Here is an 18,226-nt window from a genome sequence, read left to right as displayed (position 1 = left end):
CGCGCAGTGACGAGCAGTACGAGCAAGAGTGCTCCCGCCGGCGGCGAGGAGGGGAAACATGCATCCCTCCTCGCCGCTCTTGGCGTTGTCCTGGAAGAACCGCTGCTGACGCTGTCGTTGACGCATCGCTCGTACGCGTACGAGAACGGTGGGTTGCCGACCAACGAACGGCTCGAGTTCCTCGGTGACTCGGTGTTGGGCCTGACCATCACCGAGAACCTCTACGTCTCCCACCCGGACAAGTCCGAGGGAGAGCTGGCGAAGATTCGCGCCAGCATTGTGAACATGCACGCACTCGCGGAGGTCGCGCGGGAGTTGGGCGACGGTGGCCTCGGCGCGCACCTGCTGCTCGGCAAGGGCGAGGAGATGACCGGTGGGCGGGACAAGCCCAGCATCCTCGCCGACGGAATGGAGTCGCTGCTCGGCGCGGTGCACCTGCAGCACGGCATCGACGTTGCGCGCAGCGTGGTGCTGAACCTGTTCGCCGGACTGCTCGAGCGGGCGCCGAAGCTCGGTGCCGGTCTCGACTGGAAGACCAGCCTGCAGGAGATCACGGCGGAGCGGGGACACGGAGTGCCCGCCTACGAGATCACCGCGACCGGACCCGATCACGACAAGGAGTTCACCGCCACCGTGATGATCGCGGGTGCGGCACTGGGCGTCGGGGTAGGCCGGTCCAAGAAGGAAGCCGAACAGAAGGCTGCCGCGCTCGCCTGGCAGGCCCTCTCCGACAGCGACCCCAAGCCCGGCGACGCGGGCACCGGCGACTAGCTCGTGCCCGAACTGCCTGAGGTCGAGGTGGTCCGGCGCGGGCTCGACACACACGTCGTCGGTTCCCGCATCGACGCCGTCGAGGTGCTGCATCCCCGCGCGGTCCGACGGCACCTGCTCGGCGGCGCCGACCTGGCCGCCCAACTCGCGGGCCTGTCGGTCGCCGCGGCGCGGCGTCGAGGCAAGTACCTCTGGCTCGAACTCGCGCCCGGCGACCTCGCCGTGGTGGTGCACCTCGGGATGAGCGGGCAGATGCTGGTGCAGCCGCCGGCCGCGCCACGCGAGAAGCACCTGCGCATCCTGGCGGACCTGGACAGCGGGTCGCAGTTGCGGTTCGTGGACCAGCGCACCTTCGGCGGCTGGGCGTTGGCACCGATCGTCGAGGTGGACGGGACGGCACTGCCCGAACCGGTGGCCCACATCGCGCGCGACCCGCTGGACCCGTTGTTCGACGCGGAGTCGGTCGTTGCCGCGATCCGGGCGAAGGGATCCGAGATCAAAAGGGTGATCCTGGACCAGACGGTGCTCTCCGGGGTGGGCAACATCTATGCCGACGAAGCGTTGTGGCGCAGCAAGATCCACGGCAATCGCCCCGCGGACCGCTTGACCCGTCCGCAGTTGCGGCTGCTGCTGGACTCGGTCACCGAGGTGATGAGTGAGGCGCTGGCCCAGGGCGGCACCTCGTTCGACGCGTTGTACGTCAACGTCAACGGTGAGTCCGGCTACTTCGACCGGTCGCTGTCCGCCTACGGCCGCGAGGACCGGCCCTGCCCGCGGTGCGGCGCCCCGATCCGGCGCGAGAAGTTCATGAATCGGTCGTCGTACAGCTGCCCGAAGTGTCAGCCGCGACCGCGAGGCCGATAGCGGTCCTCGCCGAGTCTCCCGGCGCACCGTCCGGGACGAGCACCCGCCGGACGTGCCGTCGTCCGCGGCCGCATTTCGCCTGACGAAACGAGAACAGCAGGTCTCCGAGCCGGTCGCGCAGGCCGGGGCAACGGACCTGACCGAGCCGCCCACGTAAAGATCGCATCAACGCGCCAGGTCACGGCGTCAGTGAGCCGTAAGGAAGTCACCGACGGGTCGGTATCAGGAGCACTGTGCACTGTGGCCCGCCGACGGACGGCGGCAGTGAACTGTGTCGAAGAGGATGCGTGATGGCTGATCTGGCCTACGTGGTACTGATCGTCGGTGGCTTCAGCGCGTGCGCGCTGGTGCTGCGCGGACTGCAGGGCAGCGCCCTGAAGAGCGCCGGCCCGAAGAGCCGTGGTCTCGGGAGCAGGGGGAACCGTTGACCGCCGCCGGGACCCTCAGCGTGGTGCTGGTCGTTCTCGCGGCCGCGCTCGTGGTCTACCTGCTCGTCGCACTTCTCGATCCCGAGAGGTTCTGACACATGAATCCCGCACTCGCGGCGGGGCTGCAGATCGCGCTGGTACTCGCCGTACTCGCGATCTTGTACGTCCCCGTCGGTGACTACATGGCGAAGGTCTACACGACCGACACCGACCTGCGTTCCGGGGACCTGCGGGTGGAGAAGGTGCTCTACCGACTCTGCCGGATCAACGCGCGCACCGAACAGACCTGGTACGGCTACGCGGCAAGCCTGCTCGGCTTCTCCGCCGCCGGGGTCCTGTTCCTCTATCTGCTGCAACGCATCCAGGGGGTGCTGCCGCTCGGCGGCGAACTGTCCGGGGTGAGCCCGGCGGTCGCGTTCAACACCGCGGTCTCGTTCGTCACCAACACCAACTGGCAGTCGTACACGCCCGAGACCACGATGAGCCACCTCACCCAGGCGCTCGGCCTGGCCGTGCAGAACTTCGTCTCCGCGGCCGTGGGCATGGCCGTCGCGGTGGCGCTGATCCGCGGCTTCGTGCGGGTCTCCCGTGGCGGTGAGGTCGGCAACTTCTGGGTGGACCTGACCCGCGGCACGCTCCGGATCCTGCTGCCGTTCGCGTTCGTCATCGCGCTGATCCTGTTGAGCCAGGGCGTGATCCAGTCGTTCCACAGCGGGTTCTCGTCCACCGGCCTCGACGGCAGCTCGGTCACCAACGCCCTCGCACCGGTGGCCTCCCAGGAGGCGATCAAGGAACTCGGCACCAACGGCGGCGGCATCCTCGCGGCCAACTCGGCGCACCCCTTCGAGAACCCGACACCGCTGTCCAACGTCGTGGAGATCGTCGCGATCCTGCTGATCCCGGTCAGCCTGACCCGCACCTTCGGCACCATGGTCGGCAGCCGGAAGCAGGGCCTGACCGTGCTCGCGGTGATGGGGGTCCTGTGGGGTTCGCTGCTCGCCGTCACCCTCGCTGCGGAGTCCGGTCAGCGCGGCGTCGCCGCCACTGCGGCCGGCGCCATGATGGAGGGCAAGGAGGTCCGGTTCGGGATCCCCGGGTCCGTGCTGTTCGCGGTGAGCACCACCGGTACCTCGACGGGCGCCGTGAACGCGGCACACGACAGCTTCTCGCCGCTCGGTGGCGGGGCGCTGATCCTGAACATGCTGCTCGGCGAGATCGCGCCCGGCGGCGTCGGGACCGGCCTCTACGGCATCCTCGTCCTCGCAGTGGTCGCGGTGTTCGTCGGCGGGCTGCTCGTCGGACGGACTCCCGAGTTCCTCGGCAAGAAGCTCGGCAAAAGGGAGATCACGCTGGCCGCACTGTCGGTGCTGGTGATGCCGGCGCTGGTGCTGATCGGCACCGGAATCACCGTGATCCTGTCCGCCACCACCGGATTCCTCGGCAACAGCGGCCCGACGGGCAGCCCCGGGTCCATCCACGGCTTCAGCGAGGTCCTCTACGCCTACGCCTCGGCCTCGAACAACAACGGCAGCGCCTTCGGCGGGCTGACCGTCACCAGCGACTGGTTCCAGGCCTCACTCGGCCTCTGCATGCTCTTCGGTCGGTTCCTGCCGATCATCTTCGTGCTCGCCCTCGCCGGATCGCTGGCGTCGCAGAAGAAGTCGACACCCGGCGCCGGCACCCTGCCGACCGCCGGCCCGATGTTCGCCGGACTGCTCACCGGCACCGCGGTTCTCGTCGCGGCGCTGACCTTCTTCCCGGCCCTCGCGCTGGGCCCGATCGCGGAGGCACTGCAATGAGTGCGCACACCACCCTCGCCGACCCGCGCGACGCGGTCGCGGCGCCCGACCCGGTCGACGACCACGGGCACGGCCCACGGCCGGTCAAGGCCGGAATCTTCAGCCCCAGGCAGTTGTGGACCGCCCTGCCGGGCGCCTGCCGCAAGCTCACCCCACGGCACCAGGCCCGCAACCCGGTGATGTTCGTCGTGTTCGTCGGATCGGTGGTCACCACCGTGATGGCGGCGGTGGATCCGTCGCTGTTCGCGTGGCTGGTCGCGGCATGGCTCTGGTTCACCGTGCTGTTCGCGAACCTCGCCGAGTCGGTGGCCGAGGGCCGCGGCAAGGCGCAGGCCGCAAGCCTGCGGAAGGTGAAGCAGGACACCGTCGCCCATCGGATCACCGACAGCGGGTCGGTCGAGTCGGTGCCCGGGACCGAACTGGTCGTCGGTGACCGCGTGGTGGTGGTGGCCGGCGAGGTGATCCCCGGCGACGGCGACGTCGTCGAGGGCATCGCGACCGTGGACGAGTCGGCCATCACCGGCGAGTCCGCGCCGGTCGTCCGGGAGTCCGGCGGCGACCGGTGTGCCGTCACCGGCGGCACCATCGTGCTCTCCGACCGGATCGTCGTCCAGATCACCGCCGCACCCGGACAGTCGTTCGTGGACAGGATGATCGCCCTCGTCGAGGGCGCCTCCCGGCAGAAGACGCCCAACGAGATCGCCCTGAACATCCTGCTCGCGTCGTTGACCGTGATCTTCCTGCTGGCCGTGGTCGCGGTGGGCCCGATGGGGCTCTACGCCGGCCAGGAACAGGACCCGGTCAAGCTGATCGCGCTGCTGGTCTGCCTGATCCCGACCACGATCGGCGCGCTGCTCTCCGCAATCGGCATCGCGGGCATGGACCGGCTGGTGCAGCGCAACGTCCTCGCCATGTCCGGCCGTGCGGTCGAGGCCGCCGGCGACATCGACACCCTGCTGATGGACAAGACCGGCACCATCACCTTCGGCAACCGGCAGGCGACCGCGCTGCACCCGGCGCCGGGAGTGAGTGCGCCCGAGCTCGCCGCCGCGGCGCGGCTCTCCAGCCTGGCCGACGGCACCCCCGAGGGTCGCAGCATCGTCGAGCTGGTTGCCCGTGACTTCGGTCTCGCCACCGAGCCGAGCGAGGCGGAGAAGGCCGCCGAGTTCGTGCCCTTCACCGCGCAGACACGGATGAGCGGACTGGACATGGCGGGCGAGCGGATCCGCAAGGGCGCCACCGACTCGGTGCTCGCCTGGGTTCGGGCCGCCGGCGGTGTGGCGGACCCGGCGGTCGGTGCCGCCGTCGACGAGATCGCGCACGGCGGCGGCACCCCGCTGGTGGTGGCGGTCGACGGCCGGGACGGCGCGCGGGTACTGGGCGTCATCGCGCTCTCCGACGTGGTCAAGCCGGGTATCGCCGAGCGGTTCGCCGAGCTGCGGGCCATGGGCATCCGCACCGTGATGATCACCGGCGACAACCCGTTGACCGCCAAGGCGATCGCGGCCGAGGCCGGCGTCGACGACTTCATGGCCGAGGCCACCCCGGAGGACAAGCTCGAGCTGATCCGGAAGGAACAGGAGGGTGGCCGGCTGGTCGCGATGACCGGGGACGGCACCAACGACGCCCCCGCGCTGGCGCAGGCGGACGTCGGCGTCGCGATGAACACCGGGACGTCGGCGGCCAAGGAGGCCGGCAACATGGTGGACCTGGACTCCGACCCCACGAAGCTGATCGAGGTGGTGGAGATCGGCAAGCAGTTGCTGATCACCCGCGGGGCGCTGACCACCTTCTCGCTGGCCAACGACCTGGCCAAGTACTTCGCGATCCTGCCCGCGCTGTTCAGTGGGATCTACCCGCAGCTCGACGCCCTGAACATCATGCGGCTGGCGACGCCGCAGTCCGCGATCGTGTCCGCGGTGATCTTCAACGCCCTGGTGATCGTCGCGCTGATCCCGTTGGCGCTCAAGGGCGTCCGGTACCGGCCGTCCACGGCGTCGGCGCTGCTGGGACGGAACCTGCTGATCTACGGACTGGGCGGGATCGTCACGCCCTTCGTCGGCATCTGGCTGATCGACCTCGTTGTTCGACTTGTCCCTGGGATTGGGTGAGCTGTAATGCGATTCACTATCGGAATGCTCCGGCAGGTGTGGGCGGGACTGCTGGTGCTGCTGGCGCTGACCGCCTTCGTCGGGGTGCTGTACCCCGCGGCGGTGTGGGGCATCGGCCAGCTCGGCGCGGGGTCCGCGGAGGGCTCGGCGCTGCGCGACGCCAACGGCTGCGTCGTCGGCAGCTCACTGGTGGGCGTGGACCCGCAGGTGCCAGCCGGCGCCCCGGACCCGTTCTTCCACAACCGGGTGACCGGTTCGGTGGCCGACGAGGACGCCTTCGCGCCCGGCGACCCGGCGGCGGCGCTGCCGACCAACCAGGGCCCGAGCTCGGAGCTGCTGGCGTCGTTCGTCGACCAGCGTCGCGCGGCGATCGCCGACCGCGAGTCGGTGCCGCCGTCGTCCGTCCCGGTCGACGCGGTCACGGGCTCCGGCTCCGGGATCGACCCGGACATCAGTCCCGAGTACGCGCAGCTGCAGGTGCGCCGGGTGGCGGTGGTCAACGCGATGTCCGAGGACGCGGTTCGCCGGCTGGTCGACGAGCACACCGAGGGCCGCCAGTTCGGGGTGCTGGGGTCGCCGCGGGTCAACGTGCTCGAGCTGAACCTCGCGCTCGGTCTCACGGCACCTTCGTGCGGCGAGTCGACTGCTGGTGGATGATGGCCGGGTGAGTGGTACCGAGCGCGGGGGCGACCGCGGGCGCGGGGAACTGCGTATCTACCTGGGCGCGGCGCCCGGCGTCGGCAAGACCTTTGCGATGCTGGGCGAGGCGCACCGGCGCCGGGAACGGGGCACCGACGTGGTCGCGGCCGTGGTGGAGACCCACGGCCGCGCCCGCACCGCCGCGCAACTCGGTGACCTGGAGGTCATCCCGCCGTTGTTGATCGCGTACCGGGGTACCACCGGGGCCGAGCTCGACGTGGAGGCGGTGCTGCGGCGCAGGCCGGCCCTGGTCCTCGTCGACGAGCTCGCGCACACCAACACGCCGGGCAGCCGCAACGAGAAGCGTTGGCAGGACGTCGAACAGCTCCTCGCCGCCGGCATCGACGTGCTGACCACGCTGAACGTCCAGCACCTCGAGAGCTTGAACGACGTGGTCGAGCAGATCACCGGGGTCGTCCAGCAGGAGACGGTGCCGGACGAGGTGGTGCGCGCTGCCACCCAGGTCGAGCTCGTCGACATCACGCCGGAGGCACTGCGCCGCAGGCTTTCCCACGGCAACATCTACGCCGCCGAGAAGGTCGACGCCGCACTGAGCAACTACTTCCGGCGCGGCAACCTCACCGCACTGCGGGAGATTGCGCTGCTGTGGGTGGCCGACCAGGTCGACGCGGCGCTGGCGAAGTACCGGGCGGAGAACGAGATCACCGACACCTGGGAGGCCAGGGAGCGGGTGGTCGTGGCGGTGACCGGCGGCGCTGAATCGGAGACGCTGGTGCGGCGCGCCAGTCGGATCGCGTCGCGGTCGAGTGCGGAGCTGATCGTCGTGCACGTGGTGCGCGGCGACGGCCTCGCCGGCGTGTCCGCGCCGGAGATGGGGAAGGTGCGCAAGCTCGCCGCGAGCATCGGCGCGAGCCTGCACAGCGTGGTCGGGGACGACGTCCCCTCGACGCTGCTCGAGTTCGCCCGGGCCTCCAACGCCACCCAGCTGGTCCTGGGGACGTCGAGGCGCTCGCGGTGGGCGCGGATCTTCGACGAGGGCATCGGTGCCGCCGTCGTGCAGCAGTCGGGTTCGATCGACGTGCACATGGTCACCCACGGCGAGTCGAGCAGGCCCCGCCGGTGGCTGCCGACCGGTTCGCCGCCGCGCCGGCTGCTCGCCTGGATCGCGGCGGTGCTGGTCCCGTCGGTCGCGGCGCTGATCATGTGGCTGGTCAACAGCAGGTTCGACGTCGGCGGGGAGAGCGCGCTCTTCTTCATCGTGGTCCTGCTCGTCGCGTTGCTCGGTGGTGTGGCGCCCGCCGCGCTGTCCGCGCTGATCTCGGGCCTGCTGCTCAACTACTTCTTCACCCCGCCGGTGCGGAGCTTCACCATCGCCGAGCCGGACAACTTCATCACCACGGTCGTTCTCCTGGTGATCGCTGTCGCGGTGGCGGTGCTCGTCGACGCGGCGGCGGAGCGGGCGCGGGAGGCGCGCCGGGCCTCGCAGGAAGCGGAGCTGCTGGCCCTGTTCGCCGGGTCGGTGCTCCGCGGGGCCGACCTGCAGGCCCTGCTGGAGAAGGTGAGCGAGACGTACGGACAGCGGTCCGTGAGCATGATCCGCCGCGGGATCGGTGTGGTGAGCTCGGTGGGTGCGGAGGCGCCGTCGTCGGTTGAGGACGCGGACACCGTCTGCGAGGTGAACGACGGGGAGTACGCACTGGCGCTGCGCGGCGACGAGCTGCACGCGCGCGATCGACGGGTGCTGCTCGCGGTCGCCAACCAGGCGGTCGGGTTGATCCGGCAGCGCGAGCTGGCCGAGGAGGCCAGTCAGGCGCAGGCACTGGCCGAGGCCGACCGGCTGCGGCGTTCGCTGCTCTCCGCGGTCAGCCACGACCTGCGGACCCCGCTGGCCGCGGTCAAGGCCGCGGTGTCGAGCCTGCGCAGCGACGACGTGGAGTTCTCGCCCGAGGACACGGCCGAACTGCTGGCCACGGTGGAGGAGTCGACGGACCAGCTGACCAATCTGGTCGGCAACCTGCTCGACTCGTCGCGACTGGCGGCGGGCGTGATCCGGCCGACGCTGCGGCCGGTCTACCTCGAGGAGGTGGTGCACCGGGCGCTGGTCGGCGTCGGCGTCGGGACCCCCGGGTTCGGACGGGCCGGTCGCGACCGCGTGCACGTCGATGTCGGCGGGAACGCGGTACTCGCCGACAGCGGCCTGCTCGAACGAGTGCTGGCCAACCTGGTGGACAACGCGCTGCGGTACGCGCCCGACGGTGCGGTCCGGATCGCCGCGGCGCCGGTCAAGAACCGGGTCCTCATCACGGTCGCGGACAGCGGACCGGGCATCGCCAGGGGAGCGGAGGACCAGATCTTCGACTCCTTCCAGCGCCTCGGCGACCGGGACATGTCCACCGGCGTGGGGCTGGGGCTCGCGGTGGTTCGCGGCTTCGTCGAGGCGATGGGCGGCACGGTCAGCGCAACCGACACCCCGGGTGGCGGGTTGACGATGGTGGTGGACTTGGCAGGGATCGGGAAGGTGGCTGTGTGACAAGGGTGCTGGTGATCGACGACGAACCGCAGATCCTGCGGGCGTTGCGGATCAATCTGACCGTGCGCGGATACGAGGTGACGACCGCCGCGAACGGGGCCGCGGCTCTGCGGGCCGCGGCGGAGCGTCATCCCGAGGTGATCGTGCTGGACCTGGGCCTGCCGGACATGGACGGGATCGAGGTGCTGGCGGGCCTGCGCGGCTGGTCCACGGCGCCGGTCATCGTGCTCTCCGCGCGGACCGACTCCGCGGACAAGGTCGCCGCCCTGGACGCGGGGGCGGACGACTACGTCACCAAGCCCTTCGGGATGGACGAGTTCCTGGCCCGGTTGCGCGCCGCGGTGCGCCGGAACTCCGCCGCCGCCGACCCGGGCGAGCCCGTCGTGGCAACCGACTCCTTCACGGTCGACCTGGCGGCGAAGAAGGTGACGAAGGCCGGCGCGGAGGTGCATCTGACGCCCACCGAGTGGGGGATGCTCGAGATGCTGGTGCGTAACAGGGGAAAGCTGGTGGGGCAGAAGGAGTTGCTCCGCGAGGTCTGGGGGCCGTCGTACGCGACCGAGACCCACTACCTCCGGGTCTACCTCGCGCAGTTGCGGCGCAAGCTCGAGGACGACCCGTCCCGTCCGCGACACCTGATCACCGAGGCCGGGATGGGCTACCGGTTCCAGGAATGAGGTCCGGCGGGGTCCGGCGATCCCCGGGGCCGGTGAGCCGGCCCACAGGTTTCCGACCGGGGTGATTGTGGACACCGCGCCGTTAGCGGTTCATTTGCGGCGGCGGCGCCCGGTACGTCATGATCCTCGCTTGCACGAACCGTGCTGCCGCGACCCGAGAAGGATCACCATGGACAGGGCCACCGAGCTCGTCACCGACGTCAACGGCAGGTTCTGGTACCTGATCATCGCGCTGCTGGTTGGCCTGGGACTGTACTTCTCGTTCCGGACACGTTTCGTCCAGGTCCGACTGCTGCGCGAGATGTTCCGCGTCATCACCGACAAGCCGGACGACCTCGAGGACGGCACGCCCGGCATCTCGGCCTTCCGCGCGTTCTCCATCTCGGCGGCCTCCCGGGTCGGCACCGGGAACATCGCGGGCGTGGCCATCGCGATCAGCATCGGCGGGCCGGGCGCGGTCTTCTGGATGTGGGTGATGGCGATCGTCGGCGGCGCGACGTCGTTCGTCGAGTCCACGCTCGGGCAGCTGTACAAGGTGCCGGACAAGGACAGCTACCGCGGCGGGCCGGCCTATTACATGCAGTACGGCCTGGGCAAGCGGTGGATGGGCGTCATCTTCGCGGTGGTGATCACGGTGACCTACGGCTTCGTGTTCGTCGCCGTGCAGTCCAACTCGATCGCCGACGCCGTCTCCACCTCGGTCGGCACAGGCGGGGACTCGGTCAAGGTGATCGTCGGGGTGGTCGTCGCGCTGCTCACCGCCGCGGTGATCTTCGGTGGGGTGCGCCGCATCTCGTCGGTCTCGCAGGTCGTCGTCCCGATCGTGGCCGGCGCCTACCTGCTGCTCGGCCTGACCGTGGTCCTGCTGAACATCGACCGGGTGCCGGAGATGCTGAACGTGATCGTGCAGAACGCCTTCGGACTCCAGGAAGCGGTCGGCGGCGGCATCGGCGTTGCGATCATGCAGGGGATCCGGCGCGGGCTCTTCTCCAACGAGGCCGGCATGGGCTCGGCGCCGAACGCCGGTGCGACGGCATCGGTCTCGCATCCGGTCAAGCAGGGCCTGGTGCAGAGCCTCGGGGTGTACTTCGACACCCTGCTGGTCTGCACCACCACCGCGTTCGTCATCCTGCTCGCCGACCCCGACTACGGCAGCGCGTCGGGTGCCTCGCTCACGCAGATCGCGCTCGCGGAACACCTGGGCACGTGGACGATCCACTTCCTGACGGTCGCGATCTTCTTCCTCGCCTTCACCTCGGTGATCGGCAACTACTACTACGGCGAGTCCAACATCGGATTCCTCACCCCGTCGACGAAGGCGCTGAACGGTTTCCGTGCGCTGGTGGTGCTCTGTGCCTTCGGCGGCGCCATCGGGTCGCTGCCGCTGGTCTGGAGCATCGCGGACCTGTCGATGGGCGTCATGGCGATGATCAACCTGATCGCGATCGCGCCGCTGTCGGTCATCGCGTTCCGGCTGATGAAGCACTACACGGACCAGCGCAGGCAGGGCCTTGATCCCGTCTTCCACCGTGGGGACATGCCCGACCTGGTCGGCGTCCAGGCCTGGACGGACACCCCGTCATGGCCGGAGCGCCGGGACGGGATGGCAGGATTGCGGCATGGCTGAACAGAATTCCCAGACCACGTCGGCCGGCACGGAGCTGTGGGTGGAGCGAACCGGAACCCGTCGCTACACCGGGCGCAGCTCTCGGGGCGCGGAGGTGCTGATCGGTTCGGAGACCGTCGAGGGCGTGTTCACGCCCGGCGAGCTCCTCAAGATCGCGCTGGCGGCGTGCACCGGGATGAGCTCGGACATGCCGCTCTCCCGGCGGCTCGGCGACAACTACGACGCCACCGTGCGGGTCTCGGGCGCCGCGGACCGCGAGAACGAGGTGTACCCGCGTCTGGACGAGGTGCTCGAGGTGGATCTGAGCGAACTCGACGCCGAGGCGCAGGAGCGTCTGCTCACCGTGGTGCTCAAGTCGGTGGACAAGGTTTGCACCGTCGGCCGCACCCTGAAAACCGGAACGGTGGTCGACCTCACGGTGGAAACCGATTCGTGATCAAATAGGCGCCATGATTCTGACCCGCGTTGCGATGGTCGGCGCCGTGGTCGCCGGCGCGCTCGTCGGTGCCCCGCTCGCCGGGGCCCAGCCGGTGCCCGTCCCGCCCGCCCCCGCCGTCCCCGCCCCCGTGCCTCCCGTCGCCGATCCCGCTGCGGCGCAGCCGTCTTCGGTTGCGCCCACGACCACGACCGAACCGGCTCCCGCGCCTGTCGGCGCACCGGCGCCCGTGCCGGCCGCCACGGCCGTGCCCGCGACGACGACGGCTGTGCCCACGACGACGACTGCGCCCGCCGCCACGACGCAGCCCGCGCCCGCTCCGACGGCGTGCGTGCCGTGGACGGTGAGCACCGTGGCCTCCGGATTCGGGATGCTCGAGAACCTGGCCTTCGACGGCCGCGGCAACATCCTGCTCTCGGAGGGCGCGCCCAGCGGCGGGGGAGCCCTGCGCACCCTGACGGCGAAGGGCGAGAAGGGCGACCTGGTCGAGGACGTGAACAGCCCCGGCGGCATCGTCGTCGACGGGTCGAGGGCCCTCTTCACCACCGGCAACAACGCGATGTCGGGCCTGATGGGTGCGACCAACGGAACCGTCGAGTCGGTGAACCTGGACACGGGCGAACGGACCACCCTCGCCAAGGGACTGACCATGCCCAACGGCCTGGCCCAGCTCGCCGACGGTGACCTGCTCACCACCACCGCGCTCGGCGACAGCGTCGGAATCACCCGGATCCCCGCGGGCGGCGGCGAGTCGGAGCGACTGTCCGTCGACCTCGGCAGCGTCAACGGCATCGCGGCCACCGCCGACGGCAAGGTCGTCGTCGACACCTCCTTCGACGCCACCAGCGCCGTGCACGTCCTCGACGCCGCCGACCTGACCGCCGCGCCGCAGACCGTGAAGCTGCCCGGCGACGGCCGCACCAACATCGCCGACGACCTGGCCGTCGGCGAGGACGGCAGCGTGTACGTCGCGCTCAACGGCGCGGGCAAGGTTGTCCGCGTCGACCCGGTCAGCGGGAACCAGTGCGACATCGCCACGGGCATCACGATGCCGTCCTCGGTGCGTTTCGGCGCCGGTGACGGATGGGACCCGACGGCGTTGTACGCCACCAGTTTTGACGGCAAGGTGCGCAAGCTCGTGCCGCCGACCCGCTGACCGCCGGACACACCCCGATGCCCTCGACACCGCCCGCGCGCCTGACCGCCTGGGTCCACGGGTCGGTGCAGGGCGTCGGTTTCCGGTGGTGGACCAGGTCCCGGGCGCTCGAGCTCGGTCTGGTCGGCCACGCGACGAACCGTCCGGACGGCCGCGTCCTGGTGATCGCCGAGGGGCCGCGTGCGGACTGCGAGCGACTGCTCGGGCTGCTGCGGTCCGGCGCGACGCCGGGCCGGGTGGACCTGGTGGTCGAGAGCTGGTCGGACGCGGCGGGTGGGCTCGTCGGATTCGTCGAACGCTAGGGTCGGGTCGATGACGTCACACGGTGGGGAGGGCTCAGTGGGACCCGAGCGGGGAGAACCGGGGAATTCGGGACCGGAGGAGCAGCGGCCGGACACCCCGGGCGCGACACCGGCCCGTCCGGGCGGCGGACGGATCCGTCGGCAGGAACCCGGCGCGACGCAGCCGCGTCCGCCCACGGTCGGCGAGGCCCGCGCCCGGGAGAAGGCCCGCAAGGAGCGCGAGGAACTCGAACGCCAGGCCGCGGAGGCCGCGGCCAAGGACGAGCAGCGCCGCCGCACCCGCCGCAAGGCGATGATCGGCGGGGTGGCCGTGGTCGGCGTCGTCGGGCTGGTGGCGCTCGGCTACACCGCACTGTCCTCGGACACGGTCACCGCGACCTGCGTCAATCCGGACACCGAGGTCGAGGTCCCGGAGGAGTACTGCGCGAACGGCTCCCCGGGTGTGGGTGGCCTGTTCATCTTCGCCGGGTCCTCCTACCGCTACAACTACGGCGGCAAGGGCACCGGCGTCGGCACCGTCGTCACCGGCGGGAGCACGGCCAAACCACAGGGAGCCACCGTCAAGACCAAGTCCGGCACCACAATTCAGCGAGGCGGCTTCGGCAGCAAGGTCTCCGGAAGCGGTGGGAGCTGAGATGCGCAGACTACGTGGCACCCCGCGACCGGGGTGGCAGGAGAAGGTGACCGCGCAGGGACTGGTCTACGGCACCCCCGCCCGGATGGCCGACGGCACCGACCGCCCGTACTGGGACGAGTCGGTGCACTACGAGTTCGAGATGGACGAGATCCTCGCGCTCGAGGCGGATGTCGAACTGCTGCACTCGATGTGCCTCAACGCCGTCGAGCACGTGATCCTCACCGAGCGGTACCACGAGTTCGGCCTGCCCGAGTGGTCCTGGGGGCCGATCGCCGAGTCCTGGCGTCGCGGCGACCCGCACGTCTACGGCCGATTCGACCTTCGCTACGACGGACGTCGGCCGGCCAAGCTGCTCGAGTACAACGCGGACACCCCGACCACCCTGCTCGAGGCCTCGATCCTGCAGTGGCACTGGCTCACCGACACCCACCCCGGCGACGACCAGTGGAACTCGCTGCACGAGAAGCTGGTCGAGCGGTGGGCCGCGATCCGTGCCCAGTTGCCCAGCGCCGAGATGCACTTCTCGTGGTCCTCGGCCGACGCCAGCGGCGAGGACAACGTCACCGTCGCCTACATGCAGGAGTGCGCGGCGGAGGCCGGGCTCGACACCGTGGCCCTGGCGATCGAGGAGATCGGCTTCGACCCGGACCTGCACCGCTTCGTCGACCTCGAAGAGGCGCCGATCTCCACGCTGTTCAAGCTGTACCCCTGGGAGTGGGTGCTCGACGACGACTTCGGCAAGCGCGCAGTCGAACTCATGCCCGAGACCATGTGGATCGAACCGCTGTGGAAGACGTTGCTGAGCAACAAGGCCATCCTCGCGGTGCTCTGGGGGATGTACCCCGGGCACCCGAACCTGCTGCCCGCCTACCTCGACGATCCCCACGAACTCACCGAGTACGTCCGTAAGCCGAAGCTCGGCCGCGAGGGCGCCAACGTCTCGATCGTCGGCGCGGGCATGGACACCAGCACCGGCGGCATCTACGGCGAGGAGGGCTTCGTCTACCAGTTGCTCGATCCGCTACCGGAATTCGACGGCATGCGGCCGGCGCTCGGCGCCTGGATCGTCGGCGACGAGGCGGCCGGGCTGGGCATCCGGGAGACCTCCGGACTGGTCACCGACGACGGGGCGGCCTTCGTGCCGCACCGGATCCCGCAGCAGTGAACGCACACTCACCGAACCTCATCGAACGGAGCACGACATGACTACGACCGTGGTGGCCCTGAGCGCCGACTACTGGTCCCAGCTGGGCCGGGGAGTGTCGGCCATCGTGCTGTACGCCATCGTCGGCCTGGTCCTGATGGTGCTGGGCTTCTACGCGATCGACTGGTCGACTCCGGGGCCGCTGCGCACCATGCTTCGGGAGGGCAAGCCGAACTCGGCGGTCGTGACGGCGTCCGGGATGGTGAGCATGGCGCTGATCGTGGTGCTGGCCATCTACGCCTCGTCCGGGAAGCTGGCGGAGGGGCTGATCTACACGCTGGTGTTCGGCCTCGTCGGCATTGCGGCACAGGTGGTCTCCGTGCGGCTGGTGGAACTGGTCACCGGCATCGACATCGGCACCGTGCTGGCGGAGGAACGCTTCACCCCCGAGGTGCTGGTGGTCGCGGCCGCCCACCTGGCGCTGGGTCTCGTGGTCGCGGTCGCGATCCTGTAACCAGGCACTACGTGCTCGTGCGCGGTTACCGGGTCCAGGGACCCGATAACCGCGCACTAGCGGCGCAGCCGCCTAGCGGTCCTGCGGGGGCGGGCAGTCCGCGCGGGACGGTCTCGCCGTCGAAGAACGTGCGGTCCCGGCTCCGCCACCACCACATCAGCGGCAGTCCCAGCAGCATCGAGACGACGCCGAGGATGAACACGCCGCCGATCTGCCAGTGCGGGGCGAACGGCATGGTCCAGCTGGTCTCGCCGGCGTCGGAGGCGAACGAGGTGACGGCCGTCCAGGCCGCCGCAAACAGCAGCATCGCCCCGCCCAGGAGGGGGAACACCCCCCGCAGCAGCAGGTTTCGGGTGCTGCTGCGCAGGGTGCCGCGGTAGAGCCAGGCGCAGGCCAGTGCCGTCATCCCGTAGTAGAAGCCGACCGCGATGCCGATGGCGGAGACCGAGTCGAAGATCAGGTTGCCCGCCGAGACGAAGTTGAAGACCACGTACAGCGCCACCGAGGCCGCGCCCATCGCGAGCGTCGAGACGGTGGGGGTGAGGTACCGCGGATGCACCCGCGCGAAGGCGTCGGGCAGCGCCCGGAACACCCCCATCGACAGGGTGGTGCGGGCGGTCGGCAGGATCGTCGTCTGGGTGGACGCGACCGCGGAGGTCAGGATCATCAGCAGCAGCACGTGGGTGAGCACCTGGCCGAGCAGTCCCTCGCCGAACACCGCGGTCCCGATCGCGGCGAAGAAGTCGTCGAAGTGTTCCGGGTTGGCCAGGCCGGTGCCTTCGGTCCCGACGCCGGCGAACGACTGCGCGGCCACCGTCACCAGCACGTAGAGCGAGACCAGCACCACCGTGGAGATGACCGCCGACCGGCCCGGCGTACGGCGGCTGTCGACGGTCTCCTCGTTGACCGAGACGACGGAGTCCCAGCCCCAGTAGATGAACACCATCAGCAGGATCGCGTTGACGAACGTGGAGAACGAGGAGATCTCGAGCGGGTTGAACCAGCTCCACTCGGGGGTCAGGGCCGCCGCGCCTGCGTTGCCCAGCCACACCCGGACCAGGGCGACCACGGCGAAGATCACGAGCGCGACGAACTCGATCGTCAGCAACACCGACTGGACCCGCGCCGAGACGTCGATGCCGCGGAAACACAGGTAGGTCATGGCCACCATGAACACCACGCCGAGCAGCAGCACCCACACACTGGTGGCGTCCGCGCCGATGCCGTCGGCGCCGAGGAGCAGGAAGGTGTACTGGCCGGCGACCTGCGCGAGGCTGGCCATCACCAGGACGTCCGCGACCACGATCGCCCAGCCGGACATCCAGCCCCAGGCGGGGCCGAATGCGCGCGTCGCCCAGACGAAGGTGGTCCCGCAGTCCGGGTCGGCGGCGTTGAGTTCCTTGTAGCCGAAGGCGGCGAACAGGATCGGCACGAAGGCGAGCAGCGCGACCACGGGCGCCTGCAGCCCGACCGCCGCGACGACGAGGCCGAGGGTGGCCGCGATGCTGTACGCCGGACCGGCCGAGGCCACCCCGATCACCACGCTGGAGGTCAGGCTCAGGGCCCCCGCCCGGAGCCCCTTGGATTTGGTCGCCACGTCATCGATCACTCGGGGGAGGGTAGTGCAGCGCCTGGGGGCACGCGTACCGCGTCCAGATGGGCGGGCAGGGGCTAGCGTCAACTTCGTACCCGACAGTTGAGGAGTAGCGATGAGCGCCGTCACGACGAACCAACCGCTTGGCACCCCCACCTGGATCGACCTCGGCATACCCGACCTCGATCGAGCGATGTCGTTCTACGGGGCGGTCTTCGGGTGGGAGTTCGACGTCGGGCCGGAGGAGATCGGGAGGTACACGATGTGCCTCTTGCGGGGCAAGAGGGTCGCCGCGCTGATGCCGAATCCCGACGAGAGCGCGACCGAGTTCTGGTGGAGCGTCTACCTGGCCACCGACGACGTGGACGTCACGGTCGCTCGATCCACAGACGCGGGTGGCGTCGTCCTGGCGGAGCCGATGGATGTGATGGGCCAGGGCCGGATGGCGATCGTGCGGGACCCGTCCGGCGCACAGTTCGGGCTGTGGCAGGGGCAGGCGCACGTCGGCTGCGAGCTGGTGAACGAGCCGAACACGCTGCTGCGCAACGACCTGGTGACGCCGGACCCCGGCCCGGCACGTGAGTTCTACGCCACGGTCTTCGACTTCACGCTGGACGGAAACGACGACCTGCCCGGCATGGACTTCACCTTCCTGCGCAGACCGGACGGGCACGAGATCGGCGGCATCATGGGTGACCCGGCCGCGCCCGCATCGGCCTGGGGCACGCTGTTTCAGGTCGCCGACACGGACGCGGCCGTCGCCGCGGCCCGAGGCGCCGGGGGTACCTCGAGCGACCCGACGGACATGCCGTACGGGCGGACCGCGGAGGTCACCGACCCGTTCGGTGCGAAGTTCACGGTCGGTTCCCCGCTGCCGGGTGCGCAGGGGTAGCGCCGGGTCCCGCGCCGACGGGGTGCACGCCGAGGTGTGCGCCCCGTCGGGGCGATCAATTGGCGAGTCGGTCGGTGCGGTGCA

At 70.1% G+C, this 18,226-nt stretch carries 18 protein-coding genes; 17 read left to right on the top strand and 1 reads right to left on the bottom strand.

Annotated elements, in window-relative coordinates; all coding sequences use genetic code 11:
* Positions 1–6 precede the first annotated feature (6 nt).
* The 16 genes from rnc to AC1DU4_RS05760 all read left to right on the top strand — a co-directional run bounded on the left by rnc (position 7) and on the right by AC1DU4_RS05760 (position 15,656).
* On the top strand, positions 7–771 hold the full coding sequence (gene rnc / locus AC1DU4_RS05835) for a ribonuclease III (protein ID WP_072844990.1): 765 nt from the start codon (positions 7–9) through the stop codon (positions 769–771).
* 3 nt (positions 772–774) lie between these two features.
* Positions 775–1,635: a bifunctional DNA-formamidopyrimidine glycosylase/DNA-(apurinic or apyrimidinic site) lyase gene (gene mutM / locus AC1DU4_RS05830; protein WP_477838111.1), complete on the top strand. Its 861-nt coding sequence runs from the start codon at positions 775–777 to the stop codon at positions 1,633–1,635.
* A 290-nt stretch (positions 1,636–1,925) separates the two neighbouring features.
* Positions 1,926–2,063, top strand: coding sequence for a hypothetical protein (locus tag AC1DU4_RS05825; protein WP_477838110.1), 138 nt, complete (start codon positions 1,926–1,928; stop codon positions 2,061–2,063).
* Positions 2,060–2,158 carry a K(+)-transporting ATPase subunit F gene (kdpF, locus tag AC1DU4_RS05820; protein ID WP_477838109.1) on the top strand — a complete coding sequence of 33 codons (99 nt, stop codon included), beginning with the start codon at positions 2,060–2,062 and terminating at the stop codon, positions 2,156–2,158. Before AC1DU4_RS05825 ends, kdpF begins: the two co-directional genes overlap by 4 nt.
* 3 nt (positions 2,159–2,161) lie before the next feature.
* The gene (gene kdpA / locus AC1DU4_RS05815; RefSeq protein WP_477838108.1) at positions 2,162–3,862 is read left to right on the top strand and encodes a potassium-transporting ATPase subunit KdpA; all 1,701 of its coding nucleotides are present in this window, start codon (positions 2,162–2,164) and stop codon (positions 3,860–3,862) included.
* Complete coding sequence (gene kdpB / locus AC1DU4_RS05810; RefSeq protein WP_477838107.1) at positions 3,859–5,973, top strand: potassium-transporting ATPase subunit KdpB; 2,115 nt, start codon at positions 3,859–3,861, stop codon at positions 5,971–5,973. The genes kdpA and kdpB overlap by 4 nt, the downstream gene beginning before the upstream one ends.
* A 6-nt stretch (positions 5,974–5,979) precedes the next feature.
* Positions 5,980–6,630, top strand: a complete 651-nt coding sequence (locus AC1DU4_RS05805; protein ID WP_477838106.1) for a potassium-transporting ATPase subunit C — start codon at positions 5,980–5,982, stop codon at positions 6,628–6,630.
* Between the two features lie 7 nt (positions 6,631–6,637).
* Positions 6,638–9,163, top strand: a complete 2,526-nt coding sequence (locus AC1DU4_RS05800; RefSeq protein ID WP_477838105.1) for a DUF4118 domain-containing protein — start codon at positions 6,638–6,640, stop codon at positions 9,161–9,163.
* Positions 9,160–9,840, top strand: coding sequence for a response regulator (locus AC1DU4_RS05795; protein ID WP_477838104.1), 681 nt, complete (start codon positions 9,160–9,162; stop codon positions 9,838–9,840). Before AC1DU4_RS05800 ends, AC1DU4_RS05795 begins: the two co-directional genes overlap by 4 nt.
* A gap of 169 nt (positions 9,841–10,009) precedes the next feature.
* A complete protein-coding gene (locus tag AC1DU4_RS05790) occupies positions 10,010–11,467 on the top strand; it encodes an alanine/glycine:cation symporter family protein (RefSeq protein WP_477838103.1) in 1,458 nt (485 codons plus the stop codon).
* Entirely contained in the window at positions 11,460–11,903 is a 444-nt protein-coding gene (locus AC1DU4_RS05785; protein WP_477838102.1) for an OsmC family protein, read from the top strand. The genes AC1DU4_RS05790 and AC1DU4_RS05785 overlap by 8 nt, the downstream gene beginning before the upstream one ends.
* A gap of 13 nt (positions 11,904–11,916) precedes the next feature.
* Positions 11,917–13,059, top strand: a complete 1,143-nt coding sequence (locus tag AC1DU4_RS05780; RefSeq protein ID WP_477838101.1) for an SMP-30/gluconolactonase/LRE family protein — start codon at positions 11,917–11,919, stop codon at positions 13,057–13,059.
* A gap of 17 nt (positions 13,060–13,076) precedes the next feature.
* A complete protein-coding gene (locus AC1DU4_RS05775) occupies positions 13,077–13,361 on the top strand; it encodes an acylphosphatase (RefSeq protein WP_072846932.1) in 285 nt (94 codons plus the stop codon).
* Positions 13,362–13,494: 133 nt separating this feature from the next.
* Positions 13,495–13,995 (top strand): hypothetical protein, encoded by a 501-nt coding sequence (locus AC1DU4_RS05770; RefSeq protein WP_477838151.1) that lies wholly within the window; start codon positions 13,495–13,497, stop codon positions 13,993–13,995.
* 1 nt (position 13,996) lies between these two features.
* Entirely contained in the window at positions 13,997–15,163 is a 1,167-nt protein-coding gene (locus AC1DU4_RS05765) for a glutathionylspermidine synthase family protein (protein ID WP_477838100.1), read from the top strand.
* Positions 15,164–15,200: 37 nt separating this feature from the next.
* Positions 15,201–15,656, top strand: a complete 456-nt coding sequence (locus AC1DU4_RS05760) for a DUF350 domain-containing protein (RefSeq protein ID WP_477838099.1) — start codon at positions 15,201–15,203, stop codon at positions 15,654–15,656.
* Positions 15,657–15,681: 25 nt separating this feature from the next.
* Here the strand turns inward: AC1DU4_RS05760 and AC1DU4_RS05755 are convergent, their stop codons facing one another.
* On the bottom strand, positions 15,682–17,265 hold the full coding sequence (locus AC1DU4_RS05755) for an APC family permease (protein ID WP_477838098.1): 1,584 nt from the start codon (positions 17,263–17,265) through the stop codon (positions 15,682–15,684).
* Positions 17,266–17,365: 100 nt separating this feature from the next.
* Between AC1DU4_RS05755 and AC1DU4_RS05750 the strand changes: the two genes are divergently transcribed.
* Positions 17,366–18,142, top strand: coding sequence for a VOC family protein (locus AC1DU4_RS05750; RefSeq protein WP_477838097.1), 777 nt, complete (start codon positions 17,366–17,368; stop codon positions 18,140–18,142).
* The last annotated feature ends 84 nt before the right edge of the window (positions 18,143–18,226 follow it).

The organism is Rhodococcus sp. P4_F5 (assembly GCF_056401315.1).
The sequence above is the reverse complement of the archived record's forward strand: the minus strand, read 5'-3'. Positions and strand labels throughout refer to the sequence as shown.

Coding starts and splice junctions, on each gene's coding strand:
- kdpB (WP_477838107.1), top strand. CDS start 3,859: ATGAGTGCGCACACCACCCTCGCCGACCCGCGCGACGCGGTCGCGGCG.
- AC1DU4_RS05790 (WP_477838103.1), top strand. CDS start 10,010: ATGGACAGGGCCACCGAGCTCGTCACCGACGTCAACGGCAGGTTCTGG.
- AC1DU4_RS05775 (WP_072846932.1), top strand. CDS start 13,077: ATGCCCTCGACACCGCCCGCGCGCCTGACCGCCTGGGTCCACGGGTCG.
- AC1DU4_RS05760 (WP_477838099.1), top strand. CDS start 15,201: ATGACTACGACCGTGGTGGCCCTGAGCGCCGACTACTGGTCCCAGCTG.
- AC1DU4_RS05805 (WP_477838106.1), top strand. CDS start 5,980: ATGCGATTCACTATCGGAATGCTCCGGCAGGTGTGGGCGGGACTGCTG.
- AC1DU4_RS05825 (WP_477838110.1), top strand. CDS start 1,926: ATGGCTGATCTGGCCTACGTGGTACTGATCGTCGGTGGCTTCAGCGCG.
- AC1DU4_RS05780 (WP_477838101.1), top strand. CDS start 11,917: ATGATTCTGACCCGCGTTGCGATGGTCGGCGCCGTGGTCGCCGGCGCG.
- AC1DU4_RS05785 (WP_477838102.1), top strand. CDS start 11,460: ATGGCTGAACAGAATTCCCAGACCACGTCGGCCGGCACGGAGCTGTGG.
- kdpA (WP_477838108.1), top strand. CDS start 2,162: ATGAATCCCGCACTCGCGGCGGGGCTGCAGATCGCGCTGGTACTCGCC.
- AC1DU4_RS05765 (WP_477838100.1), top strand. CDS start 13,997: ATGCGCAGACTACGTGGCACCCCGCGACCGGGGTGGCAGGAGAAGGTG.
- AC1DU4_RS05750 (WP_477838097.1), top strand. CDS start 17,366: ATGAGCGCCGTCACGACGAACCAACCGCTTGGCACCCCCACCTGGATC.